At 64.9% G+C, this 22,434-nt stretch carries 20 protein-coding genes and 3 tRNA genes; 9 read left to right on the top strand and 14 right to left on the bottom strand.

The features are described from left to right. Positions 1-35: 35 nt before the first annotated feature. Together ngg and BLR77_RS21135 are read right to left on the bottom strand one after the other, a co-directional pair. Complete coding sequence (gene ngg, locus BLR77_RS21140; protein WP_074681508.1) at positions 36-1,775, bottom strand: N-acetylglutaminylglutamine synthetase; 1,740 nt, start codon at positions 1,773-1,775, stop codon at positions 36-38. A gap of 130 nt (positions 1,776-1,905) precedes the next feature. Further along, positions 1,906-3,675 (bottom strand): N-acetylglutaminylglutamine amidotransferase, encoded by a 1,770-nt coding sequence (locus BLR77_RS21135; protein ID WP_074681506.1) that lies wholly within the window; start codon positions 3,673-3,675, stop codon positions 1,906-1,908. A 108-nt stretch (positions 3,676-3,783) separates the two neighbouring features. Here BLR77_RS21135 and BLR77_RS21130 point away from each other — a divergent pair, with 108 nt between their 5' ends. The 4 genes from BLR77_RS21130 to BLR77_RS21115 all read left to right on the top strand — a co-directional run bounded on the left by BLR77_RS21130 (position 3,784) and on the right by BLR77_RS21115 (position 4,726). Next, a complete protein-coding gene (locus tag BLR77_RS21130) occupies positions 3,784-4,257 on the top strand; it encodes a MarR family winged helix-turn-helix transcriptional regulator (protein WP_074681504.1) in 474 nt (157 codons plus the stop codon). Between the two features lie 96 nt (positions 4,258-4,353). Next, positions 4,354-4,429: transfer RNA gene (locus BLR77_RS21125), tRNA-Val, on the top strand. A 35-nt stretch (positions 4,430-4,464) separates the two neighbouring features. After that, positions 4,465-4,541: transfer RNA gene (locus BLR77_RS21120), tRNA-Asp, on the top strand. A 108-nt stretch (positions 4,542-4,649) separates the two neighbouring features. Beyond that, positions 4,650-4,726: transfer RNA gene (locus BLR77_RS21115), tRNA-Asp, on the top strand. A gap of 536 nt (positions 4,727-5,262) precedes the next feature. Here the strand turns inward: BLR77_RS21115 and BLR77_RS21110 are convergent. The 10 genes from BLR77_RS21110 to BLR77_RS21065 form a co-directional block, all read right to left on the bottom strand. After that, positions 5,263-6,150 carry a metal ABC transporter substrate-binding protein gene (locus BLR77_RS21110; RefSeq protein WP_074681502.1) on the bottom strand — a complete coding sequence of 296 codons (888 nt, stop codon included), beginning with the start codon at positions 6,148-6,150 and terminating at the stop codon, positions 5,263-5,265. Further along, positions 6,147-7,046, bottom strand: a complete 900-nt coding sequence (locus tag BLR77_RS21105; RefSeq protein ID WP_074681500.1) for a metal ABC transporter permease — start codon at positions 7,044-7,046, stop codon at positions 6,147-6,149. The genes BLR77_RS21110 and BLR77_RS21105 overlap by 4 nt, the downstream gene beginning before the upstream one ends. Further along, the gene (locus tag BLR77_RS21100; RefSeq protein ID WP_074681498.1) at positions 7,043-7,795 is read right to left on the bottom strand and encodes a metal ABC transporter ATP-binding protein; all 753 of its coding nucleotides are present in this window, start codon (positions 7,793-7,795) and stop codon (positions 7,043-7,045) included. Before BLR77_RS21100 ends, BLR77_RS21105 begins: the two co-directional genes overlap by 4 nt. Next, a complete protein-coding gene (locus BLR77_RS21095; protein ID WP_074681496.1) occupies positions 7,792-8,718 on the bottom strand; it encodes a metal ABC transporter substrate-binding protein in 927 nt (308 codons plus the stop codon). The genes BLR77_RS21100 and BLR77_RS21095 overlap by 4 nt, the downstream gene beginning before the upstream one ends. Positions 8,719-8,735: 17 nt before the next feature. Then, positions 8,736-9,302 carry a DUF6162 family protein gene (locus BLR77_RS21090; protein ID WP_074681494.1) on the bottom strand — a complete coding sequence of 189 codons (567 nt, stop codon included), beginning with the start codon at positions 9,300-9,302 and terminating at the stop codon, positions 8,736-8,738. After that, a complete protein-coding gene (locus BLR77_RS21085; protein WP_059391388.1) occupies positions 9,299-9,619 on the bottom strand; it encodes a hypothetical protein in 321 nt (106 codons plus the stop codon). The genes BLR77_RS21090 and BLR77_RS21085 overlap by 4 nt, the downstream gene beginning before the upstream one ends. Continuing rightward, positions 9,616-10,158: a thiamine pyrophosphate-binding protein gene (locus BLR77_RS21080; protein ID WP_074681492.1), complete on the bottom strand. Its 543-nt coding sequence runs from the start codon at positions 10,156-10,158 to the stop codon at positions 9,616-9,618. Before BLR77_RS21080 ends, BLR77_RS21085 begins: the two co-directional genes overlap by 4 nt. Next, positions 10,155-11,351, bottom strand: a complete 1,197-nt coding sequence (locus BLR77_RS21075; protein ID WP_074681490.1) for a PepSY-associated TM helix domain-containing protein — start codon at positions 11,349-11,351, stop codon at positions 10,155-10,157. The genes BLR77_RS21080 and BLR77_RS21075 overlap by 4 nt, the downstream gene beginning before the upstream one ends. Positions 11,352-11,474: 123 nt before the next feature. Beyond that, positions 11,475-12,518: an AraC family transcriptional regulator gene (locus BLR77_RS21070; RefSeq protein WP_083366105.1), complete on the bottom strand. Its 1,044-nt coding sequence runs from the start codon at positions 12,516-12,518 to the stop codon at positions 11,475-11,477. Continuing rightward, positions 12,509-13,534 carry a carbon-nitrogen hydrolase family protein gene (locus BLR77_RS21065; protein WP_074681488.1) on the bottom strand — a complete coding sequence of 342 codons (1,026 nt, stop codon included), beginning with the start codon at positions 13,532-13,534 and terminating at the stop codon, positions 12,509-12,511. Before BLR77_RS21065 ends, BLR77_RS21070 begins: the two co-directional genes overlap by 10 nt. 201 nt (positions 13,535-13,735) lie before the next feature. Here BLR77_RS21065 and BLR77_RS21060 point away from each other — a divergent pair, with 201 nt between their 5' ends. Both BLR77_RS21060 and BLR77_RS21055 read left to right on the top strand, forming a co-directional pair. Then, positions 13,736-15,769, top strand: a complete 2,034-nt coding sequence (locus BLR77_RS21060) for an NADPH-dependent 2,4-dienoyl-CoA reductase (protein WP_074681546.1) — start codon at positions 13,736-13,738, stop codon at positions 15,767-15,769. Positions 15,770-15,832: 63 nt separating this feature from the next. Next, entirely contained in the window at positions 15,833-16,264 is a 432-nt protein-coding gene (locus BLR77_RS21055; protein ID WP_074681486.1) for a nuclear transport factor 2 family protein, read from the top strand. An 8-nt stretch (positions 16,265-16,272) separates the two neighbouring features. Here BLR77_RS21055 and BLR77_RS21050 read toward each other — a convergent pair whose 3' ends face one another. Beyond that, positions 16,273-17,229, bottom strand: coding sequence for a TAXI family TRAP transporter solute-binding subunit (locus tag BLR77_RS21050; protein ID WP_074681484.1), 957 nt, complete (start codon positions 17,227-17,229; stop codon positions 16,273-16,275). Between the two features lie 591 nt (positions 17,230-17,820). On the opposite strand from BLR77_RS21050, the gene BLR77_RS21045 reads away from it, so the two are divergent. From BLR77_RS21045 to BLR77_RS21035, 3 genes are read left to right on the top strand one after another with little or no spacing between them, the layout of a single operon-like run. Continuing rightward, positions 17,821-19,188 (top strand): chromosome partitioning protein ParA, encoded by a 1,368-nt coding sequence (locus BLR77_RS21045; RefSeq protein ID WP_074681482.1) that lies wholly within the window; start codon positions 17,821-17,823, stop codon positions 19,186-19,188. Positions 19,189-19,190: 2 nt separating this feature from the next. Then, positions 19,191-20,132, top strand: a complete 942-nt coding sequence (locus BLR77_RS21040; protein ID WP_074681480.1) for a 1-aminocyclopropane-1-carboxylate deaminase/D-cysteine desulfhydrase — start codon at positions 19,191-19,193, stop codon at positions 20,130-20,132. Between the two features lie 22 nt (positions 20,133-20,154). Beyond that, complete coding sequence (locus BLR77_RS21035; RefSeq protein ID WP_074681478.1) at positions 20,155-21,264, top strand: cyclic nucleotide-binding domain-containing protein; 1,110 nt, start codon at positions 20,155-20,157, stop codon at positions 21,262-21,264. Between the two features lie 181 nt (positions 21,265-21,445). On the opposite strand, the gene BLR77_RS21030 is transcribed toward BLR77_RS21035, so the two are convergent. After that, positions 21,446-22,378 (bottom strand): DUF1853 family protein, encoded by a 933-nt coding sequence (locus BLR77_RS21030; protein WP_074681476.1) that lies wholly within the window; start codon positions 22,376-22,378, stop codon positions 21,446-21,448. Positions 22,379-22,434 lie beyond the last annotated feature (56 nt).

Raw genomic sequence — 22,434 nt, 5'->3', positions numbered from 1 at the left:
CTCTCCCGATGCGGGAGAGGGCCGGGGGAGAAGGCTCAGCTCGGTGCCAGGCTGAGCGGGAACAGCAGATCGACGAAGCGCTCGGCGGTTGGCTGCGGTTCGTGGTTGGCCAGGCCGGCGCGTTCGTTGGCTTCGATGAACACGTACTCCGGCTGGTCGGCAGCGGGCACCAGCAGGTCGAGGCCGACCACGGGAATTTCCAGTGCACGCGCGGCCTTGATGGCGGCATCGCGCAGGGCCGGGTGAAGGATCGCGGTGACGTCTTCCAAAGTGCCGCCGGTGTGCAGGTTGGCGGTCTTGCGCACGGCCAGGCGCTCACCGGCTGGCAACACGCTGTCGTAGTCGAGGCCGGCACCGTGCAGGGTGCGCAGGGTTTCGGCATCCTTGGGGATGCGGCTTTCGCCACCGGTGGCAGCCTGGCGCCGACGGCTCTGGGCATCGATCAGCTTGCCGATGCTGTGGCGACCATCGCCAATGATTTCGGCCGGGCGGCGGATGGCCGCGGCCACCACCTCGTAGCCGATCACCAGCACACGCAGGTCATGGCCTTCGTGATAACTCTCCAGCAGCACGCGCTGGTCGAACACACGGGCGCGGTCGATGGCTTCCTGCACTTCGCCCGGCGTACGCAGATCGACCGCCACGCCCTGGCCCTGTTCGCCGTCGACGGGCTTGACCACCACCGAGCCATGCTCGGCGAGAAAGGTCGCGTTGTCTTCGGCGCTACCGGTCAGGCGCTGGGCCGGTACGCTGAGGCCGGCGCGCGACAGGGCGCGATGAGTCAGGCGCTTGTCCTGGCACAGGGTCATGCTCACGGCGCTGGTCAGGTCGCACAGCGATTCGCGGCAGCGAATGCGCCTGCCGCCGTGGCTGAGGGTGAACAGCCCGGCCTCGGCATCGTCCACCTGCACCTCAATGCCGCGGCGCAGGGCCTCGTCGACGATGATGCGTGCATAAGGGTTGAGCTCGGCCTGTGGGCCGGGGCCGAGGAACAGCGGCTGGTTGATGCCGTTCTTGCGCTTGAGGCTGAAGGTCTGCAGCTCGCGAAAGCCGAGCTTGGCATAGAGCTTCTTGGCCTGTTTGTTGTCGTGCAGCACCGACAGGTCGAGATAGCTCAGGCCACGGCTCATGCCATGTTCGATCAGATGACGGACCAGCACCTCGCCGACGCCTGGCCGGCTGCATTGCGGGTCGACCGCCAGGCACCAGAGGCTGCTGCCGTTTTCCGGGTCACGGAAGGCGCGCTGGTGGTTGAGGCCCATGACGCTGCCGATCACCGCGCCGCTGTCTTCGTCCTCGGCCAGCCAGTAGGTCGGGCCGCCTTCGTTGTAGGGTGTGAGCTTGGTCGGGTCGATCGGCAGCATGCCGCGGGTCTGGTACAGGCAGTTGATCGCCTGCCAGTCCGTGTCGTTCTGCGCTCGGCGAATGCGAAAACCACGGAAGCTGCGGCGCGCCGGACGGTAATCGGTGAACCACAGGCGCAGGGTGTCGGAGGGGTCGAGAAACAGTTGCTGTGGCGCGTGGGCCAGCACCTGATGCGGTGCGGCCACATACAGCGCGATATCGCGCTCACCGGGCTGCTCGCCCAGCAGGGATTCGGCCAGTGCGGTGGCGTCCGGGTAGGTGTGGCCGATCAGCAGGCGGCCCCAGCCGCAATGAATGGCTTGTGGCTGACTGGGCTGGCTGGTGTGATCCTCGGCCAGGCGTGCCTGCAGGCGTTCGTAGGACGGTGTCTGGCCGCGTAGCAGGCGTTGATTGAAGGCAGTGGAGCGCATGGAATAGTCCCTGTCCGTGTTCACTACGTCCGGTCTGAGCCGGATCGTCATTGAGTCGCGACAAATCCCGGCTTTACCGGGCTACGACCATTGATCCTGCAGGAGCGGCCCGAGGGCCGCTCCATGTGAGTTACAGACCCTGTTCGCTCAACCACAGGTTGAGTGCCGCCAGTTGCCACAGCTTGGACCCGCGCAGCGGGGTGAGCTGGCTCTGCGGGTTGGTCAGCAACTGATCGAGCATGGTCGGGTTGAACAGTCCGCGATCCTGGCTGGGGTCGAGCAGCAGGTCGCGCACCCAACCCAGGGTGGCGCCTTCCAGATGCTTGAGACCCGGCACCGGGAAGTAGCCCTTGGGCCGATCGATCACTTCGCTGGGGATGACCTTGCGCGCCGCTTCCTTGAGCACATATTTACCGCCGTCAGGCAGCTTGAACTGCGCGGGGATACGCGCCGACAGTTCGGCCACGCGATAGTCGAGGAACGGCGTGCGCGCTTCGAGGCCCCAGGCCATGGTCATGTTGTCCACGCGCTTGACCGGGTCATCGACCAGCATCACCGTGCTGTCCAGGCGCAGCGCCTTGTCCACCGCAGCACTGGCGCCGGGCATGGCGAAGTGCTCGCGAACGAAGTCGCCGGCCATGTCGCCGGTCAGCCAGGCGGGCTGTACGCAGGCCGCGTATTCGTCGTGCTCGCGGTCGAAGAAGGCGGCGCGGTAGGCGGCGAAGGCATCATCGGCGCCGTCGACCTGTGGGTACCAGTGGTAGCCGGCGAACAGTTCGTCGGCGCCCTGGCCGCTCTGCACCACCTTGCAGTGCTTGGCCACTTCACGCGAGAGCAGGTAGAAGGCGATGCAGTCGTGGCTGACCATCGGTTCGCTCATGGCGCGGAAGGCTTGCGGCAACTGATCGAGAATTTCGTGCTCGCCAATGCGCAACTGGTGGTGGCGGGTGGCGAAGCGCTGGGCGATCAGGTCCGAATACTGGAACTCGTCGCCACGCTCGCCGCCGGCATCCTGAAAACCGATGGAGAAGGTCAGCAGGTTCTCCACGCCGGCTTCGCGCAGCAGGCCGACCAGCATGCTCGAGTCGACACCGCCGGAGAGCAGCACGCCGACATCCACGGCGGCGCGCTGACGAATCGCCACGGCTTCGCGCATGGTGTCGAGCACCTGATCGCGCCATTCTTCCAGGCCGTAGCCAGCTTCATCACCTTGCGGGCCGAATTGCAGCGTCCACCAGGTTTTCTGTTCGATCTTGCCGTCGGCGTCGATGCGCATCCAGGTGGCCGGCGGCAGTTTCTCCACGCCCGCCAGGATGGTGCGCGGCGCCGGTACCACGGCGTGGAAGTTCAGATAGTGGTTGAGGGCGACGGCATCCAGCGTCTTGGCTATATCGCCGCCTTGCAGCAGGGCCGGCAGCGACGAGGCGAAGCGCAGGCGCTCGCCGGTACGCGACAGGTATAGCGGCTTGACGCCGAGACGGTCGCGGGCGATGAACAGGCTTTGCTTGTCACGTTCCCAGACGGCGAAGGCGAACATGCCATTGAGCTTGGGCAGCAGTTTCTCGCCCCAGGCGTGGTAGCCCTTGAGCAACACCTCGGTGTCACCGCCGGAGAAGAAGCGGTAGCCCAGCGTCTCCAGTTCGGCACGCAGCTCGGGGTAGTTGTAGATGGCGCCGTTGAACACCATGGACAGACCGAGATCACTGTCGATCATCGGCTGGCCCGAGGCTTCGGCCAGATCCATGATCTTCAGGCGTCGATGGCCGAGGGCGATGGGGCCCTGGCTATGGAAGCCGTGGGCATCGGGGCCGCGAGGGGCCAGGTGGTGGGTGATGCGCTCGACTGCCGCCAGGTCCGCGGGGCGTCGATCAAAACGTAGTTCTCCAGCTATTCCGCACATAGTTCCTTACCGGTGTTGCCGTTGGGGAGTGGCTCGTGGTCGAGCCTTTTACACCAAAACAAAATAATGCTTTCATGTCAAAGTTTTGGTTGTTATGAATTGGTGCTTATGACTGATAAAAAAGTTCCTGGTGAAATAGTTCTGTCATCTGTCATGGCCTTTGAAATGCCACTATTCCAGGCCCTGCGGCGCCTGCAGCAGGCGGGGGAGGTGCATGCCAAGCGTCTGGCCCGTTTTGGTGGGCTGACGCCCATGCAGTTGATGGTGCTGCAGGTGCTGGCCAGCGAGGCACGCATGACCGCCAGCGTGCTCAGTAATCGTGTCAGCCTGACCGCAGCGACGCTTTCCGGTCTGCTCGATCGTCTCGAGGAACACGGCCTGCTGCAGCGCCAGCGCGATGATCAGGACCGTCGCCGTCAATGGCTGCTGATCAGCGCTGCCGGGCGCGAGCTGATCCAGCAGGCGCCGTCGCTGATGCCGCCGGAGTTCAACCAGCGTTTCGCCGCGCTGGCCGATTGGGAGCGCCACAGCCTCACTGCTGCTCTGCTGCGTGCGGCCGAGTTGTGCGGAGAGATGGAATGAGCTGGGTGGTGAGCCCGTCTTTTTCAGAAAAAATTCAAGCAGGGTGTTGACTTAGCATCGCCGCCTGCATAAAGTGCGCGCCTCGCTAAGGCACATGGGTGATTAGCTCAGCCGGGAGAGCATCTGCCTTACAAGCAGAGGGTCGGCGGTTCGATCCCGTCATCACCCACCATAGCCTTAGAGAGAAGGACGAAAGTCCACCGACGCGCAGCGGTAGTTCAGTCGGTTAGAATACCGGCCTGTCACGCCGGGGGTCGCGGGTTCGAGTCCCGTCCGCTGCGCCACTATTTCCCAGATCGATGTTTCATCGGTTTGAGATGGCAAAGCCCGCAAGGGCGCCATCAGATGCAACAACGCTTCAAGAGTTTTCTGGACGAAAGTCCAACCGACACGCAGCGGTAGTTCAGTCGGTTAGAATACCGGCCTGTCACGCCGGGGGTCGCGGGTTCGAGTCCCGTCCGCTGCGCCATATACGAAACCCGCTGATCGCGAGATCAGCGGGTTTTTTATTGGCCGTCGTTTGTGCATCTGCTTCGCTGTGGCAGGTGCTCAAGCGGCGAGCCTTGCGTGCTGGTCATCGCGGCTAAAGCCCCTCCCACTCACGCAGCGCCTGTTCCTCGCGCAATTTTTCCTGCCCGCGACTTTTCGTCATATTGCCTTCATCCCGCCGTTCTAGCCTGATGGGCAGGCGTCTTGTTCGTCGTTGAACGGATCATGCGGGAGAGTCGAGTAATGGATGATTATCAGGAAGAGCTGCTGGAACTGAGTGCCCTTGAGCAGGGCGTAGCGGACGGCGACGAGGATGCTACCGAGCTGTAAGGGCCTGTCCAGAGCGCGCTGCGCTCGTCGAAAATAGGATCGGGTGCTGGTCCGATCCGGATGGGGCGCTGCTCAAGCGGCTGCCGCTCGCTCTCGTAGCCCGGATGCAATCCGGGGCACGGCATTGTCGGCATTCCCGGATTTCATCCGGGCTACCCAGGCCCCGGGCAGAGACGTTGACCCCGCTCAGGGCGACAGGGCGTCCAGCACCTGGCCGATGGCTGTTTCCAGTCCAGTGATGGGGGCGTCCTGGCTGTCTTCGATCAGCACCAGGCGGCTGCCGCCATCGCTGATCGCCTTGGCCAAATCGGCTGGCGGCTGGCGCTGGACAAGCACGGCAGCGACGTCGTTGTCCCGCAGGTCGGCGCTCAGTTGCGCCAGGGTTTCTGCCGTCCATTCGGCGTCCTTCGCCACACTCAGCTCGACAAGGTCGAGGTTGAGGCCGTCGATCAGGTAGTCGAAGTGATCCGACAGGCTGGCCACGCTGAGGTTGTCCAGCTCGGCCAGACGGCTTTCGCTGGCGGCGCTGAGCTTGAGCAGGCGCTGCTTGAGCGTCGCCAGGTTGGCCTCGATCTGTGGTTTGGCCTCCGGCGCCAGGCGGCTCAGGTCGGCGGCGATGACGTCGGCCATACGCCCCAGGTTGTTGATGTTGAGCCAGGGCTGGCTGGCCAGGGCGTCGTTGCCGTCGCTGCGCAGGGCGATGCCGGGCAGGGCGCCGTCCACCGGGCGCGCGCCATCGACTTCGACGATGCGGATATTGCTGCGCCGCGCCAGCGGGTAGAGCGGGTCGTCCGGCCACAGCGAGCGCAGGCCGATCACCGCGTCGGCGTCGCGCGCGGCCTTCTCCAGTGCACCCGCGCCGCGGCCGGCGAAATACGAGAGCTGGCGGCTGGCCGGCAGGTTGGCCGGGGCGGCGCGTTGCAGCTGCACGGCGCTGCCGTCGATCAGGTTGGCGCCCAGACCGTAGGTGATCGGCAGGCTGGCGAGAATGCGCACGGGCTGTGTTTCGGCGTGCAGGGGGCCGGCGAGCAGGGCGCAGGCGGCCAGGGCGAGGCTAAGACGTTGCAGGGTCATCCCAGGTTCCCTTTCAGGCTAGGCAGTGTGCCGCGGGCGATGGCGGCGAGGGCGAAGGCGAGGCCGGCGATCATGATGATCGCGGCGCCGGAGGGGACCGGCAGTTCCAGGGCGATTGGCAGGAAGATGCCGGCCAGGGTGCTGCACGTGGCGATCAGTACCGACAGCCAGAAGAAGCCCTTCAGCGATTGGCTGAGCAGCCGTGCGGCGGCCGCCGGGATCACCAGCAGGGCGCCGACCAGGATGGCGCCGATGACCTTGACCGCAGCCACGGTGACCAGCGACACCAGCATCACGAACAGGTAGTCCAGCGGCTTCACCGCGACGCCACGCACGCTGGCTAGCTGCGGGTTGAAGCTGGCCAGCATGATGCGGTTGTACAGCGGCAGTGCCAGGCCCAGCACCAGCAGCGAGACCAGCGCCAGCACCGCGAGATCCTGGGCGTTGACCGTCAGTACCGAGCCGAACAGCACGTTCTCCAGGATATGGATGTTGATCTTTCCGGCGAGCACCAGCAGCAGGCTGGCGCCGACCGCCAGCGACACCGAGAGGAACACGCCGATCAGGGTGTCCGGCGCCAGGCCGGTGCGGTTGCGCAGGTAGTTGAGCAGGATGCCGAACAGCAGGCAGTAGCCGAACAGACTGCCGTAGGGGCCGGTGTAAGGCTCGCCGAGCAGGATGCCGATGGCCACACCGGTCAGCGCGGCGTGGCCGACCGCTTCGGAGAAGAAGGCGAAGCGCTTGACCACCACCAGCGTACCGAGGCCGCCGAGCACCGGGCCGATCAGCAGGCCGGCGAGCAGGGCGTTGACCACGAAACCGTAGGCCAGAGCCTCGGGCAAATAGCCGGCGCTGGCCCAGGCCTGGATCGCCAGGCGGATGTCTTCGAAACTCATGACGAGGCCTCTTGCTGGCGCGGATGGCTGGAGAACAGTTCGAGCAGGCGTTCGGGGGTCAGCACCTGCTGCGGCGAGTCGTCGAACAGCACGCGGCGGTTGAGCCCGGTGACGCGGTCGGCGAGGCGGCCGACGGCCTGCAGGTCGTGCTCGATCCACAGCACCGTGGTGCCGGCCTGGCGCCAGTCGCGCAGCAGTTGCTCGAACACCTGTACGCCGGGTTCGTCCAGTGCCGACATCGGCTCGTCGAGCACCAGCAATTGCGCCTCGGGCACCAGGCCCTGGGCCAGCAGTACGCGCTGGCGCTCGCCGCCGGACAGCGCTCCCATGCGCCGCTTGCGCTTGTCGAGCATGCCGACCCGCGCCAGCGCCTGTTCGATGGCCGGGGCGTGGCGCCGCGACAGGCCGAGGAAGGCCGGCCGGCGCTGGCACATGGCGGCCATGAAATCGTCCACCGTCATCGGCAGGCCGCGGTCGAATTCCAGCGCCTGCGGCACGTAGCCGATGGTGCCGGGGGCGGCCGACCAGTGCAGGCGTAGCTCGCCCTGGTGCGGCATCTGCCCGAGCAGGGTCTTGATCAGCGAGCTCTTGCCGCCGCCGTTGGGGCCGACCAGAGCGTGCACGCTGCCGGCGCGCACCTGAAAGCTGACCTTGTCGAGAATCCGCGTACGGCCGAGGTTGAGATCGATGCCGGCGAATTCGATGCCGGGGCCCTGCAGGCGCGGCGGCGCGGTTTCGAGGGCGGTCATACGCCTTCGTCCTGAATGGCGCGTACCACGGTGTCGAGGTTGCGGGCCATTTCCTCTTCGTATTTCCTGGCGGTGTACTCGCCATAGGAAATATGCGTCAGCGGGTAGATCTTCACGCCGGACTCACGCTGGATGGTATCGACGTAACTGGAGGGGAAATCCATCTCCGAGAAGATCACCTGCACGTCCAGTTCCTTGAGCTGGTCGATGGTCTTCTTCAGCTGGCTGGGGCTCGGCTCGATGCCGTGGGCCGGTTCGACCACCGCGGTGACCTCCAGGCCGAACTCGCGCAGCAGGTAATCGTAGGCGGCGTGGATGGTGGCCACGCGCAGCTCGCTGCCCTTGGCGTTGGTCAGCTTGCCCAGCGCCTCGGCGCGCAGGCCGCGCAGGCGCTTGCCGTAGGCGCGGGCGTTCTGGCTGTAGAACTTGGCGTTGTCCGGGTCGAGCTTGCCCAGTTCGCGGGCGATGTTGTTGATCTGCGCGATGGAGGCGGTGATGGAGAGGAACGTGTGCGGGTTGACCACCTTGCCGGCGCCGCGTGCGGCCTGGCCGGTGGCGGCGAGCAGAGGGACGCGGGCGTTGGCCTCGATCACCGGCACCTGCGGCTTCTCGCTGACGGCGATCATGCGGTCGGCGAAATCGTCGTGGCCGACGCCGTTGAGCACCACCACGTCGAGGCCGCCGATGCGCTTGATGTCCTCGGCACGCGGCTCGTAGGCGTGCGGGTTGAAGCCGGCCGGGATCAGCGGCACCACGTCGGCGCGGTCGCCGACGATATTGCTGACGTAGCTGTAGTAAGGGTGCAGGGTGATGCCGATGCGCAGGCGGTGGTTGTCGGCGCTGGCGAGCACAGGGGCGAGGGCGGCGCCCAGGCTCAGCAGCAGGCTGGCCAGCAGGCGGCGGGAGACGAAGCGAGAGGGCATGAAGGGGTTCCCGATATTCAGTGGCGGTGCTGGCGGGTGACGCCGGCGTCGTATTGGCTGGCGACCTGGCGCCAGCCGGCGGCGATCAGGGCATCGGCATGCAGGTTCTGCGGGGCAGCGGCATCGCGGGCGCGGTTGAGCCAGATGTCGGCACCCGCTGCGCTTGGCAGCAGCAGGAAGGAGCCGGCGACGGCGCTGTCGCCGCTCAGGCCCTGGTAGGCATAGTCCTCGCCGACCTGCAGCAGTTGCCAGGCGTGGTGGCCACGGGTGGCGGTGCTGGCGTCGTTGGTGAAGGGCGGAATGCCTTCTTCGGCCAGTTGCTGCGGCTCGGGCAGGGCCTGCTGTTCGTCCTGCAGCATGAGGATCTCGTCGAAGGCCACGACCAGCTCGGTATGGATGCCCTGCTCGGCGGCGTTGAGGTCACGGCGGGCATCGATCTGGTGGGCGGCGATGCTTTCTTCCTCGTGGCTCTCGCTGCGCAGGCTGATGACTGTCGCGGCCAGCAGGATGATCGCCAGGCTGAGGATGGCCACCCACAGGCTTTCGTGCCCGGCGCCGGCCGGGCGTACCACTTGGGTGGTCATTGGCTGGCGATTTCCGTGTGGTCGATTTCCACGACGTGGCCGGGGCCGGCGTCGAACAGCACGTAGAATTCGCCGTCCGGACGCTTGAAGCTGAGCCTGGAGTCTTCGCCGAGCTTGCCGGGCACCAGCACTTCTTCGTCGTAGCTGATCACGTCGAGGGTCACTCCGGGGGCGCCGCTGCCGTCGGAGAAGCCGCCGGTGCAGACGATTTCGCCGCTGCCGTGCTCCTCGCATTCGCAGATCGGGTTGTGCGCGAGAGCCAGAGGGGACAGGCCGGTGCAGAGCATCAGCAGACCGATGCGGGCGCTTTGGGTCATGGTTTGCCTCCTTGTTGTTTCAGCCAGGTGAGGGTGGCGGGTGAAGCCTCGGCCAGGGGAATGGATGCCTGATGCACCGTGCCGTCCCAACCCTCGGCGGTGATCCACAACTCGGCGTCGAGCCTGGTGCGTGGCGGTATGGGAATACTCGTGCCCATGCGATAGGGACTGCCGAAGAACAGCCCGCCAGCGGCGCGCAGATTGCGCGGCTTGCCGATGCGCAGGTAGACCACCTTGACCTGGCTGATGCACGCCTGGCACAACGCGGCGTTGAAACTCTTCATATAGCCGGCCGGACCTTCCAGTTGCGGCGCCTGGTTGCGAAACTCGGCCAGGCGCAGGCTCCAGGGGCCGACCTGGACCTCGCCGAACTCACGCTCGCCGAGGCCGCTGGCGCCGCGGAACAGCGCGACATCCTGAAAGTACTTGGGCATGAAGCCCAGTGGAATCAGCACCAGCAGCACGTTCAGGTGGAAGCGCCACTTGTGCCAGAAACGGCCCAGGGTGGACGGGGCCGGGGCGGTTGCGGCCTTGCTCATGGGTGGCTCTCCGAGATTTCACGGGTGGCGATGATCGGGGCTGGCTTGGGCGCGCGCGCCGGACGCCTGGTCGCAGCGACCGTGGCCTGGGCGGTGCGCTTGGTCCAGATCAGCAGGCCGCTGAGCACCATCATGCTCAGCAACAGGCCGAAGATGAACCACAGCAGCTTGATCCACAGGCCACCGAAGTCGCCGGTGTGCAGCGGCCGCATGGACTCGGTGACGAATTCCAGGCCCGAGCGGTCGCTGAGCAGGCGAGTGGCGTCGATGTCGCCGTTGTAAGGGTTGATCGAAGCGGACTGGAACATCAGCGGATACCAGCCACGGCCCCAGACCGAATAATGGCCGTAGGCATAGCCGGGCAGGCCGACGAAACTTGGCTCCAGGCCCGGAATGACTTCGGCGGCCTTGAGCACAGCGGCGTCCAGGCTGATGCGCGGCACCTCGGCGGCGCTCGGCGCCAGTGGCACTTCCTCGCGCGCCACCACTGGCGGTACACCTTCGGTGGAGATGGACACGTGGGTATCGCCGAGGATCGCCTGGATCAGGAACCAGACGCCGGTGATGGAAATGACCGCGATGAACCAGATCGACCAGATACCGGAGAGACGGTGGAAGTCGCCCCAGAAGATGCGTGCGCCCTGGCCCACGCGCAGGCGTGGGCTGAAGAAGCCTTTCCAGAACTTCTTGTAGACCACCAGACCGGTGATCAGCGACAGCAGCATCGGCAGGCCCATCAGCGACACCAGGTACCAGCCCCAGCTGTAGCCGTTGGTGAACGGCACCAGCCACCAGCCATGCAGGGCGCGGGTGAACTGGCGGAAGTCGAACTCCGGGCTGACGCCCTGGATCTCACCGCTGTAGGGGTTGACGTACAGCGACGGTGAGCTGCCGTCGGGATAGCTGACGTTTACGGTGAGGGCGAAGTGGTCTTCGTCCGGTCGGCCGATGGATTGCACGATCAGCTCGGGTTCGGCGCGATTGATCGCTTCCAGTACCTGGCCGAAGCTCAGGCGCTGCGCATCATCGGACGGCTTGCTGGCGCGCACGTCCGGGTTGGCCAGCCAGACGATCTCCTGGCTGACAGTGGCCAGGGTGCCGGTGACGCAGATGATCAGCAGGAAGAACCAGACCGGTAGGGCCAGCCAGCTGTGGACGAGAAACCAGAGTCTGGAGCGGGATTTCTTGGACATGTTCGCGGGGTCGTTGGCGCGCGCGGCGGGCCGGCACGGAATGAAAGGAGTAAGAAGCGACCGCAAACGCGGATGAAAAGGATTCTAAGTTGCGAGAGCTTGACGATCAAGGTTGCCGTGCGATCAGCCCGCTCTGCGCTGCGCGCGGCGGTAGTCGCCGGGTGTTTGCCCGAGCCAGCGCTTGAAGGCACGCTGGAAGGCTTCGGCCGAGGCGAAGCCGAGCAGGTAGGCGATCTCGCCGAAGGCCAGTTCGGTGTCGCGGATATAGGCCGTGGCCAGGTCGCGGCGGGTGTCGTTGAGGATGGTGCGAAACTGCGTGCCTTCCTCGGCCAGCTTGCGCCGTAGCGTCCAGCTCGGCAGCTGCAGGCTGCGCGCGACTTCCTGCAGGTCCGGCTCGTGGCCGTGCAATAGCGGGCCGAGCAGCTGGATCACTCGCTCGCGCAGGCTGCGCGTACGGGTCAACTGCTCCAGCTCGCGTTCGCACAATTCCACCAGATGCCGCCAGGTGCCCGGGCAATGCTGGGGGTTGCGCAGGGCCAGGGTGTCGTTGCTCAGACGCAGGCGATTGGCGCTGGCGGCGAACTCCACCGGGCAACCGAACAGCGCTTCGTAGCGTTCGCCATAGTCGGGTGCGGGAAATTCGATCTCGACCTTTTCCGGGGTGATCGGACGGTCAACCACCTGGCCCAGGTTGGTCTGCCAGCCAGCCAGCACCGAGTCGACCACGAAGCGGTTGTAGGCGTTGTACGGGCTGATGGAATAAAAAAGCAGCCAGGCGCCGCGCGGGTCTTCATCGAAGCCCGAGCGGCCGCGATAGTTGGCGGCGTAGAGCGGCTCGAAGCGCGTCAGGGTACGCGCCGCCTCGCGCAGGTCGGGCGCTTGCGCGGCGCAGATGCCGGCCAGGCCGATCTGGCTCGGATGGCTGTGGCGGCCCATGTCCAGCCCCAGTGCCGGCTCCTCGCACAGGGCGATGGCGCTATGGCCAAGGCGCATGAAGCGCGGGATCGACAGGCGCGCGCGTGGCTCGCTCAGGCTTGCAGCATCGAGACCGAACTGCTCGAACAGGGGCTCGGGGCGCTGACCCTGTTCGCGCAGTGCGCCGGCCAGCGCCTGGGTGAAGCCGACGGAGAGATCGCCGAGGCGAACGCGTGATGCTTTTATAGCCATAGATTGATCAGTTGCGCGCCGCGCTCGCTGGCGCCTCGTTCGCTGCGCCCGGCAGCGAACGCCAGTGCCTGGGGTTGACCGCTGCGTTCCCATAATCTGCCGCGCAGATGGACTTTCAGGCCGGCACGAATGCCATTGCTCTGCAGTTGTTCGTCGAGGAGTGGGGCGTCCGTCTGGCTGTCCAGGTCGCTGGGCATCGCCAGAAGCTCCAAGGCTTCGCCGCCCTGGGTATTCACCTGGGAGAGTTGGCGGATATCGCCACCGAGTAGCACGCCGAGACGACCTGCCGGGGTATCCAGTACCTGCAGAGCATCCGGCGCCTCGGTGGCGAGTGCGCCGGCACGGAAGGCGTGGCGTTGGGGTTGGCCCTGCGGGTTGCCGGCCCGATCGAATACCAGGCTGACGTTGTACAGCGGCCCGCGACCGACTTCGAGGCGACCCCGTGCCACGCGGGGCTCGGGCAGAACGATGGAGCCTGCCACCAGAGTGATCTGGTAATCGCGGGCCAGGTCGCCAAACAGCTGCTGATAGTCGCGTGCCATGGTCTTGGCCTTGGTGCGCAGCATGGCATCGTCCAGGCGCGCGTCGCCTCCAGCACTGAACAGTGCGCCGAGAAAATCCAGTGGATTGCTCGCCGCCAGCCAGTGCATGGCCTGGCGGCGCTCGGCGGCGCGGTAGAGCTCTTCCTTCTCGCCCACGGCGAGCAGCCAGGTACCGATATGTTCGGGCAGCACGACGACGGTGCGTTCGTTGAGCATGCCCAGGTCACGGGCGTGATCCAGGTAAGCGGCCAGCTTCAGGCGCAGGCGAGCGAGGCTCTGATAGTCGGTGGCGAACAGTTCCGGCTGGATGCCCAGCAGGTTGCCGCGTGGGCCGGGTTCGCCGATATCGAGCGCGACCTGGCTGCGCAGATCGGACAGGTAATGGCTGCTGGGGCGCTGCTCGATCCAGTGGGCGTAGCTGCCGAGGCCGACCAGCAGGGCGAGCGCGAGCAGAAGGGTGATCAGTAGGCGCATTGGTTTTTTTCGGTTTGATTGCGGTGCAGGTTAGGTCGGTCGAGCCGCGCTGCCAAGATCTATTGCTAGTTTTGATCATTATCTTGTTAGTTTTGATCATTGAGCATGGCTGGCAGCCTCTTTATCTTCTGGCTCCATAACCGACCGCGTGACCATGAGACCGCGGCAATCCGTGAACTGCACCGCGATGTGGAGAATTCCATGACTGCTCGTTACCCGCACCTGCTGGCCCCGCTCGATCTCGGCTTCACCACGCTGAGCAACCGCACGCTGATGGGCTCCATGCACACTGGCCTGGAAGAGAAGCCGGGCGGCTTCGAGCGCATGGCGGCCTACTTCGCCGAGCGCGCCCGTGGCGGCGTCGGTCTGATGGTCACCGGCGGCATCGGCCCGAACGAGGAGGGCGGCGTGTATTCCGGTGCGGCCAAGCTGAGCACGGTGGAAGAGGCCGAGAAGCACAAGGTCGTCACCCAGGCCGTGCACGAGGCGGGCGGCAGGATCTGCATGCAGATCCTGCACGCCGGGCGTTATGCCTACAGCCCCAAGTCCGTGGCGCCGAGCGCCATCCAGGCGCCGATCAACCCGTTCAAACCACGTGAGCTGGACGAGGAGGGCATCGAGAAGCAGATCGCCGACTTCGTCAATTGCGCGGCGCTGGCCCAGCAGGCCGGCTACGACGGCGTCGAGGTAATGGGCTCGGAAGGTTATTTCATCAACCAGTTCCTGGTCGCCCACACCAACCACCGTACCGACCGCTGGGGCGGTAGCTACGAGAACCGCATGCGCCTGCCGGTGGAGATCGTGCGTCGCGTGCGCGAGGCGGTCGGGCCGAACTTCATCATCATCTATCGCCTGTCGATGCTCGATCTGGTCGAGGGTGGCAGCACCTGGGACGAGATCGTGCTGCTGGCCAAGGCCATCGAGAAGGCCGGTGCCACCCTCATCAACACCGGCATCGGCTGGCATGAGGCGCGTATCCCGACCATCGCCACCAAGGTGCCGCGCGCGGCCTTCACCAAGGTCACCGCCAAGCTCAAGGGCGAGGTGTCGATTCCGCTGATCACCACCAACCGCATCAACACCCCGGAAGTGGCCGAGCAGGTGCTGGCCGAGGGTGATGCCGACATGGTGTCGATGGCGCGCCCGTTCCTTGCCGACCCGGACTTCGTCAACAAGGCCGCCGAAGGCCGCGCGGACGAGATCAACACCTGCATCGGTTGCAACCAGGCCTGCCTGGACCACACCTTCGGTGGCAAGCTGACCAGTTGCCTGGTCAATCCGCGTGCCTGCCACGAGACCGAGCTCAACTACATCCCCACTGCCGCGGTGAAGAAGATAGCCGTGGTCGGTGCCGGTCCGGCCGGCCTGGCCGCCTCCACCGTCGCCGCCGAGCGCGGTCACAGCGTGACTCTGTTCGATTCGGCCAGCGAGATCGGCGGCCAGTTCAACGTGGCCAAGCGCGTGCCGGGCAAGGAAGAGTTCTTCGAAACCCTGCGCTACTTCAAGCGCAAGCTGGAAACCAGCGGCGTCGACGTGCGCCTGAACAGCCGCGTGTCGGTGGACGATCTGCTCAAGGGCGGCTTCGACGAAATCATCCTGGCCACCGGTATCGCCCCGCGTACGCCGGATATTCCGGGTATCGAGCATGCCAAGGTAATCAGCTACCTGGACGCGATTCTCGAGCGCAAGCCGGTCGGGCAGAAGGTGGCGGTGATCGGTGCCGGTGGTATCGGTTTCGATGTGTCCGAATTCATCACGCACCAGGGCAAGGCCACCAGCCTCGACCGTGACGAGTTCTGGAAGGAGTGGGGGATCGACACCGCGCTGGAGGCCCGTGGTGGCGTGGCAGGGATCGAGGCGCACCCGCACCCGGCAGCGCGCCAGGTGTTCCTGCTGCAGCGCAAGAAGTCCAAGGTCGGCGATGGCCTGGGCAAGACCACCGGCTGGATTCATCGCACCGGTCTGAAGAACAAGAACGTGCAGATGCTCAACAGCGTCGAGTACGTGCAGATTGACGATGCCGGCCTGCATATCCGCATCGCCGGTGGCGAGGAGCAGGTGCTGCCGGTCGACACCGTGATCGTCTGCGCCGGTCAGGACCCGCTGCGCGAGCTGCAGGAAGGCCTAGAGAGCGCCGGTCAGCGCGTGCACCTGGTCGGTGGCGCGGATGTCGCTGCCGAGCTCGATGCCAAGCGGGCGATCAACCAGGGCTCGCGCCTGGCGGCTGAGCTGTAATGAAAACGCCCCGCTGAATGCGGGGCGTTTGCTATCTGGCCTGACAACAACAAGGAGAAGCCGATGTCTCTCAATGCCCAGCTATACCCTGCCGCTGCAGCCAGTCTCGAACGCTGGCACCAGTTCATCGTCGCCAAGGACCTGAGCGCCTTGCCCGAGTTGCTGCACCCTCAGGCGGTGTTTCGCTCGCCCATGGCGCACACCCCGTATGCGGGCGCGCAGGTGGTCAATCTGATCCTCAATACCGTGCTCAAGGTGTTCGAGGATTTCGCCTATCACCGCGAACTGGTCACTGCCGACGGTCTCAGTGTGGTGCTGGAGTTCTCGGCACGGGTAGGTGAGCGCGAGTTGAAGGGCATCGACATGATTCGTTTCGACGACTCGGGACGAATCGTCGAGTTCGAGGTGATGGTGCGCCCGATGAGCGGGCTGCAGGCGCTCGGCGCAGAGATGGCGCAGCGCCTGGCGCCTTTTCTCGCGGCAGCCAAGCGCTGAGAGGCGCTCTACTTGAGAACGCCCACCTCACGATAGAAGCGCTCGGCGCCGGGATGCAGCGGAATCGGCAGCCCGGTGGTTGCGCGCTCCAGCCTGATGTCCTTGGCGGCCGGATGCGCCTCGGCCAGGCGGTCGAGGTTCTCGAAGAGCAGCTTGGTCATCTGATAGGCCACGGCGTCGGAAACGCTGGTCTGGCTGACCAGAACGTTGGTGATGGTCGCCGTCGCCACGTCGTTGGTTTGGTCCTTGTAGGTGCCGGCAGGAATGGTGCCCGACTGATAGGCACTGCTGCCGATACGTGACACCACCTGCGGCGCAATGGCGACGAAGGTGATTGGTACGCGCTCGGCGAGGTCGCGAATCGCCGCCATGCCCAGGCCGGCAGACTGCAGGGTGGCGTCCAGCTGGCCTTTCTCGATCAGTTCGACCGATTCGGCGTAGGGCTTGAACTCGACGTGGCCCATATCCTCGTAGCCGAGACCTGCGGCCTTGAAGATGGCCCTGGCGTTGAGCTCGGTGCCCGAGCGTGGTGCCCCGACGGAGATACGTTTGCCGCGCAGATCCTCCAGGCTGGTGATCCCCGATGCCTTGCTGGCGACTATCTGGATGTAGTTCGGGTAGATCCCGGCGATAGCACGCAGGCGGTCACGCGGGGCTCTGAAGCCAGCTTCTTGGTCGCCTTTCCAGGCATCGGCCACGGAATCGCCCAGGGCGAAGGCCAGTTGGCCACGGGCGATCTGCAGCAGGTTGAGGTTCTCCACCGAGGCCTTGGTGGCCCGCACGCTGGTGGTCGAGTCTTCGATGTGCTCGCTGTAAAGGTCGGACAGGCTCATGCCCAGCGGGTAATAAACGCCACTGGTGCCGCCAGTGAGGATGTTGATCGAGGTCGGACCGGCGTGAGCGTAGGGGCTATTGGCCAAAATCGCGGCAGCAGCAAGCAGGCCAAGGCGCTTGGCTAAGTGCATGGGGCGTCTCCGTTGTTGTTATTTTCTTTAACTGAGGGCGCGTCAGTGATGCGCTTGCCGTGCAGGCAGTTTTTGGGTGCCGGGAGAGGCACCCGCGAAGCGGGTCGAGCAGTGAGGGATAACAGTGAAGGGATGGCAGAACATGGCTGACCTCTTGTCTTTTTTATCAGTCCGGCCGCGCCACGCGCGCGGGCCTGTGTGGTGCTGAGCAGATGGCGTGCCAGGTTGTCGGACCACTGTTCTAGAGCCGGTGGGCGCAATGCTGTCGATTGCCATGGGCGGAAATTCGCTTGTCTGGCGCAGGTGGAAAGCAAGAATCCGCCGATCGAACTGGGGGCGTCAGGCGGGGAGTCATGCCCGCGGGCTGGGTCGCTGGCGGCTCTCGTACTTTCCGCTCTTGTCACATTTTTGCGCTAAGCAGTGGCTTATCCGGCCTAGCTCGCAGAGTGAGTGCCAACCCAGTCACATTGCTGTGGTCGGGTTTTCCCCTAGACTTGCCCGAGGTATCAAGGACGGTATCGATGCCGGAGTAGGCGTTACTTCGGCACGCGACTACGCGCGCGTATTCCCGGTTGGTTCAGAGGGTCCTCAATGAGCATGCAGAACAAGCCGCAGATGGTGGAAGCCGTGATGTTCTTCAGTGAACGCGGTATCTGCAAACAGATGATGTTCCCTGAATTCGAAGCGTTGCTCGATGGTGTGGTGAACATGCCCGAGTTCGCCGACGAACAGATGCGCGCGGTATTCGTGGTGATCAACCCGCGTCTGCTGGTCAGGGCGGCGGTATTCTTCTTTCTGGATTTCGACGAGGACGGTCGCCCCGACAAGGGGTGGAACATTCCTCTGCAGCATCTGGCCGAGCGTGCCGGTCGTGGTCCGGATCTTGGCGCCGGGCCGATTCGCCTGGCCTGTCGCAGTCAGTGTCCGGTTTCCTGGCACCAGATGCATCTGTGGGACCCCAGCCTGGCGCCCGCTCAGAATGATCTGGTATTGCTGCGCGATGCCGTCAAACGCAATCAACTCGGGCTTTTGATCGAAGACGACAGTGCCCAGTCGGTGGTTGCCGAGCGTTTGCAGGTGGCCTCCGAAGACAAATGGTATGCGCCCGACCCGGCCAAGGAAGTAGCCGAGCAGTTGGCGCAGAAGATGGATCAGGAACATCGTGCCAAGACCGCGCAACTGATTCAGCAGCAGCGCCTGCGCATCACCAGCCTGACTCAGCAGCACGAAGACGAGCTGGCCAAGTTCAAACTGGCCAGTGAGGAGCAGAGCAAGAATCTGCAGGCGCAGATCCATGGGCTGCATCAGGCGCTGCGCCAGCAGGAGGAACTCAACGCCAACCTCAAGGCGCAACTGGCCGCCCAGGCCGAAAGTTTCCAGAGCAGCCGCGAGGAAATGACTCAACAACTGCGTGCCCTTGAGCGCCATGGTCGTACCGAGGGCGATATCCTGCGCGCGCAGTTCGATGGTGAAGTGCGCGCCAAGGTCGTTGCGGCCGTGGCGGAGTACAAGGAACAGATCGCCATCCGTGACGTTGAGCTCGCCTATCGCAATGAGCTGGATGCCCAGTTGCAGGCGGAAATCGAACGCCTCAAGCGTGAGCGCGATGCGTTCGCCAGTCAGGGTAGTGATCAGGTGCTGGAGCGTCTGGCCAAGCTTGGCGTGGTGTTCGTGGTGTACCATCCCGGCGCCGGGCACCTGACCATTCCACTGCAGGATGTCGCCCGCTATCAGGACAACCCCATGGCCTACGCCGCCAGCAAATGCTTCGTTTCCGAAGAGCAGTATCGTCACTGGTTGGCGCATTATCAGCAGCCCAGTTGCGATGCATCCCTGCCCAGCGGTGAGCGCTGCGCCATCCCTATCGACCGCGTCGACACGCCCAGCCGTTTCACTCTGGGTGAGTCGAACTGCTGTGCGCGGCACAAGGCCAGTAGCCGTCTGCGCACCGTCAGCTGATTTTGCCGATACGGATTCCCCTCTGGCGCCCGCGAGCGCCGCTACAACCTCTACAACTGGACTGGCTCGAGGCTGCCGGTGTCGAGCTCGCCTGTCTACGCCTGGATCTTGTCGATCCACTGGTGTCCGGCAACAAGTGGTTCAAACTCGCGCCCTATCTTGAACAGGCCGCTGCGACCGGCGCGCAGGGCGTGATCAGCCTGGGTGGTGCGCACTCCAATCATCTGCATGCGCTGGCAGCGGCGGGCCGGCGTTTCGGCTTCGCCAGTGTCGGTCTGTTGCGTGGCGAGGCGCAGCAGACCCCGACCGTCGATGATCTGCAGCGCATGGGTATGACGCTGCACTGGTTGGGTTATGGCGGTTACCGTGCGCGCCATCAGCCTGATTTCTGGGTGCCCTGGCTCGCTCGCTATCCGGGTTTCCAGGCGGTCGGCGAGGGAGGTCTGGGCCTTCAGGGCGCTAGAGGCTGCAGCTGTCTGGTGGCGATGGCTGAGGCGCAGCTGGCAGATATCGACTGGTCCGATTTCGATGCCTGGTGGCTGGCTACGGGGACCGGTACCACCCTGGCCGGTCTGCTGCTGGGTGATATTCGGCGCAGCGTATTTGGCGCTCAGGCCGTACCGAGCGACCACGGTGTCGCCTCTCAGGTCGCCACGTTGCTGAACGAGAGCGGGGCATCGGCGCGGCGCTACCAACTGATCGAAGCCGCGCGCGGCGGTTTTGCGCGTCTCGACGAGCCACTGCGCCAGTTCATCCTGGAGACCGAGCAGGCCAGCGGCATGCCGCTGGAGCCTGTGTATACCGGCAAGGCGCTTATGGCGCTGCGCGATTTCTGCAAGAGGGGTCAACTTGCGCGCGGCAGTCGGCTGATATTCATTCATACTGGCGGCTTGCAAGGGCGTCGGGCGTTGATGGGCGTCGGCGCCGACTACACTCAGGTCTGACCAGCGGAGCCTGGAAATCCTCATGAGCGAACCCCTTACCCCCGAACAATTGCGCAGCTTGACGCCGCTCAATGTGCTTTCAGAGCAGCAGTGGCGCGAGTTGCGTAGCCAGCTGGTGCCGCAGCCTCTGCTGGCGGGGCAGTTGCTGTTTCGTCAGGGGGATCAGGCGCGTCTGAGCTGCTATCTGCTGGCCGGTGAGTTGCAGTTGCAGGATGCCGAGGGGCGCACGCAGAAGGTTCAGGCCGGCAGCGAGCTCAGCTGTCATCCCTTGTCTCCTGGTCTGCCGCGACTGCATGACGCCCGCGCCTTGACCGATATCAGCGTGCTGATGATCGATAGCGTCACGCTCGATCGCCTGCTGACCTGGCGCCTGGCGCATCAGGACCTGTTGCTGGCGCTGCAGCAGAGTGGCGCCGATGTCGAGTGGCTGGAGCGGCTGCTGGAAAACCCCTTGTTTGCCAAGGTGCCGCCAGCCAACGTGCAGAACATGCTCGCCCGCCTGCAGAAAGTCGAGCTGGCGGCGGGCAGCCAGGTGCTTGAAGAGGGTGCCACTGGCGATTGCTGCTATTTCCTGGAAAGCGGTCGCGCCGAAGTGATCCGGGGCGCGGGTAGCGAGCACCAGGTGCTGGCGGAGCTGGAGGTGGGTGCCTGTTTCGGCGAGGAGGCCCTGCTTGCCGACCGGCCGCGAAATGCCACGGTGACCATGGTCGAGGCCGGCAGTGTGCTGCGCCTGGATCGTCAGGATTTCTTTGCCCTGCTCAAGGCGCCAGTGGTGGCTGAAGTGTCGCTGGGCGAGGGCGCCAGGTTGCTGACACAGGGCGCGCAATGGCTGGATGTGCGCCTGCTGGAAGAGTATGAGAAGGCGCATGCGCCGCAAGCGCTGCATATGCCGCTGCAGCTGTTGCGCCTGAAGGCGCGCCTGCTGGAGCGATCACGCACCTACCTGTGCTACTGCGACAGCGGCAAACGCAGCAGCAGCGCGGTGTTTCTGCTCTCGCAGCTGGGGTACAGCGTTTACGCGTTGCGCGGCGGCCTGGACGCCCTGCCAGCGGTGCAGCGCGATGCGCTGCTCTGTGAAAGCGGGGCAGGCTATCTGGCACGTTCCGGTGGGCGTACCGAGCGCAGTAGGTAGGGGCGAATAGCCATCGTCAGCGTTGATGACGCTCGCATAGGGCGGGGGAGCCACGCCAGCCTTGGGATGGTGGAGGCACCTAAAACGTACTCTCGCCAACTGCCGCTTGAGCCAGACTCCAGGCCGTAGCCCGGATGAAATCCGGGGACCGCAGGTGCATGTCTCCCGGATTACATCCGGGCTACGACTGTTTGGGCCACTGATCGTTGACCAGAAAGATCCGCTCGACCTCTCGCCAATCCCCGGCATGATCTTCCTCCAGTCGTACCAGCAGTTGCGCCTGAGCTTCTGGACGCAATGTGTTCAGCCATTGCTGGAGCATTTCATCAGACCAGACCCCATCGGCATTCACCAACGCCGGCGCCAGCCAGGCCAGTCTTGGCAGCGGCTGCCAGCGCGCGCCGGGTCTCGTCGTGGTGAAGTCATTCCAGTCGCGCTGATGCAGCCAGCGTCCGCGGCAGTGTTCGGGTGTGGCGCCGCGAGGCGGGGAGGACGCGTCGGGCCAGTGATAGAACAGGTAGCCGCCGAGCCAGAAAGCGGATCGGGTTTCGCCCAGCTGCAATTCGTTCAGCGCGCCGCGTGCCTCACGGCGTGAAGACAGGGGTAACTGGTGCTGCGCGAGGTGGCTCAGTTTCAGATCGAGCCGATCATGACTGCCCGGGCCTAGCCAGTCTGCGGCATCGCAGCTGTGCGTGCCGAGATAGAACTTCACCGCCAATTCGAGATGGTGTTCGCCTTCGTCGTCGCGCAGCAGCAGATCCAGCTCGCCCAGGGTCTGGCCGTTCTGGCGTATTGGCAGGTTAGCGGCGATTACTTGGACATCCGGTGCGGCGTGCAGGGCGAACTGCCACAGGCGTTCGTAATAGAGGCCGAGGCGGCGTACCGGTTTTGCGGCCAGCCAGGCGTGCAGGGCGCCGGCCTCGTTGTCCTGCTGCACGAGCCAGTCTGCCAGCCGCTGCGGTTGCCGCGTCCAGCAACTGGCCTGTAGCGGATGACGCTGGACTTTCGTGGTCTCACCCAGCATGGGCGGCGAGAACAGCGCCCAGGCCAGGTCACGCACAGCCGGGGTACGCAAGCCCAGCAGCAGATCATGCAGCGAGTCGGGTGTGTTCATGAGCCGAGCATAGCCCAGTAACAGTGCTGGTTTGCTGCCGCCCAGGCCTTTGGCCG

Origin of the sequence: Ectopseudomonas alcaliphila (assembly GCF_900101755.1) — a bacterium.
In the GTDB taxonomy this organism is placed as follows: Bacteria; Pseudomonadota; Gammaproteobacteria; order Pseudomonadales; family Pseudomonadaceae; genus Aquipseudomonas; species Aquipseudomonas alcaliphila.
Note: the sequence above shows the minus strand (reverse complement) of the source record. Positions and strands in the feature narration are given on the sequence as shown.

Excerpts from the sequence above, each read along its gene's own strand:
- ngg (WP_074681508.1), bottom strand. The coding sequence starts at position 1,775 with ATGCGCTCCACTGCCTTCAATCAACGCCTGCTACGCGGCCAGACACCG.
- BLR77_RS21135 (WP_074681506.1), bottom strand. The coding sequence starts at position 3,675 with ATGTGCGGAATAGCTGGAGAACTACGTTTTGATCGACGCCCCGCGGAC.
- BLR77_RS21130 (WP_074681504.1), top strand. The coding sequence starts at position 3,784 with ATGACTGATAAAAAAGTTCCTGGTGAAATAGTTCTGTCATCTGTCATG.
- BLR77_RS21110 (WP_074681502.1), bottom strand. The coding sequence starts at position 6,150 with ATGACCCTGCAACGTCTTAGCCTCGCCCTGGCCGCCTGCGCCCTGCTC.
- BLR77_RS21105 (WP_074681500.1), bottom strand. The coding sequence starts at position 7,046 with ATGAGTTTCGAAGACATCCGCCTGGCGATCCAGGCCTGGGCCAGCGCC.
- BLR77_RS21100 (WP_074681498.1), bottom strand. The coding sequence starts at position 7,795 with ATGACCGCCCTCGAAACCGCGCCGCCGCGCCTGCAGGGCCCCGGCATC.
- BLR77_RS21095 (WP_074681496.1), bottom strand. The coding sequence starts at position 8,718 with ATGCCCTCTCGCTTCGTCTCCCGCCGCCTGCTGGCCAGCCTGCTGCTG.
- BLR77_RS21090 (WP_074681494.1), bottom strand. The coding sequence starts at position 9,302 with ATGACCACCCAAGTGGTACGCCCGGCCGGCGCCGGGCACGAAAGCCTG.
- BLR77_RS21085 (WP_059391388.1), bottom strand. The coding sequence starts at position 9,619 with ATGACCCAAAGCGCCCGCATCGGTCTGCTGATGCTCTGCACCGGCCTG.
- BLR77_RS21080 (WP_074681492.1), bottom strand. The coding sequence starts at position 10,158 with ATGAGCAAGGCCGCAACCGCCCCGGCCCCGTCCACCCTGGGCCGTTTC.
- BLR77_RS21075 (WP_074681490.1), bottom strand. The coding sequence starts at position 11,351 with ATGTCCAAGAAATCCCGCTCCAGACTCTGGTTTCTCGTCCACAGCTGG.
- BLR77_RS21070 (WP_083366105.1), bottom strand. The coding sequence starts at position 12,518 with ATGGCTATAAAAGCATCACGCGTTCGCCTCGGCGATCTCTCCGTCGGC.
- BLR77_RS21065 (WP_074681488.1), bottom strand. The coding sequence starts at position 13,534 with ATGCGCCTACTGATCACCCTTCTGCTCGCGCTCGCCCTGCTGGTCGGC.
- BLR77_RS21060 (WP_074681546.1), top strand. The coding sequence starts at position 13,736 with ATGACTGCTCGTTACCCGCACCTGCTGGCCCCGCTCGATCTCGGCTTC.
- BLR77_RS21055 (WP_074681486.1), top strand. The coding sequence starts at position 15,833 with ATGTCTCTCAATGCCCAGCTATACCCTGCCGCTGCAGCCAGTCTCGAA.
- BLR77_RS21050 (WP_074681484.1), bottom strand. The coding sequence starts at position 17,229 with ATGCACTTAGCCAAGCGCCTTGGCCTGCTTGCTGCTGCCGCGATTTTG.
- BLR77_RS21045 (WP_074681482.1), top strand. The coding sequence starts at position 17,821 with ATGAGCATGCAGAACAAGCCGCAGATGGTGGAAGCCGTGATGTTCTTC.
- BLR77_RS21035 (WP_074681478.1), top strand. The coding sequence starts at position 20,155 with ATGAGCGAACCCCTTACCCCCGAACAATTGCGCAGCTTGACGCCGCTC.
- BLR77_RS21030 (WP_074681476.1), bottom strand. The coding sequence starts at position 22,378 with ATGAACACACCCGACTCGCTGCATGATCTGCTGCTGGGCTTGCGTACC.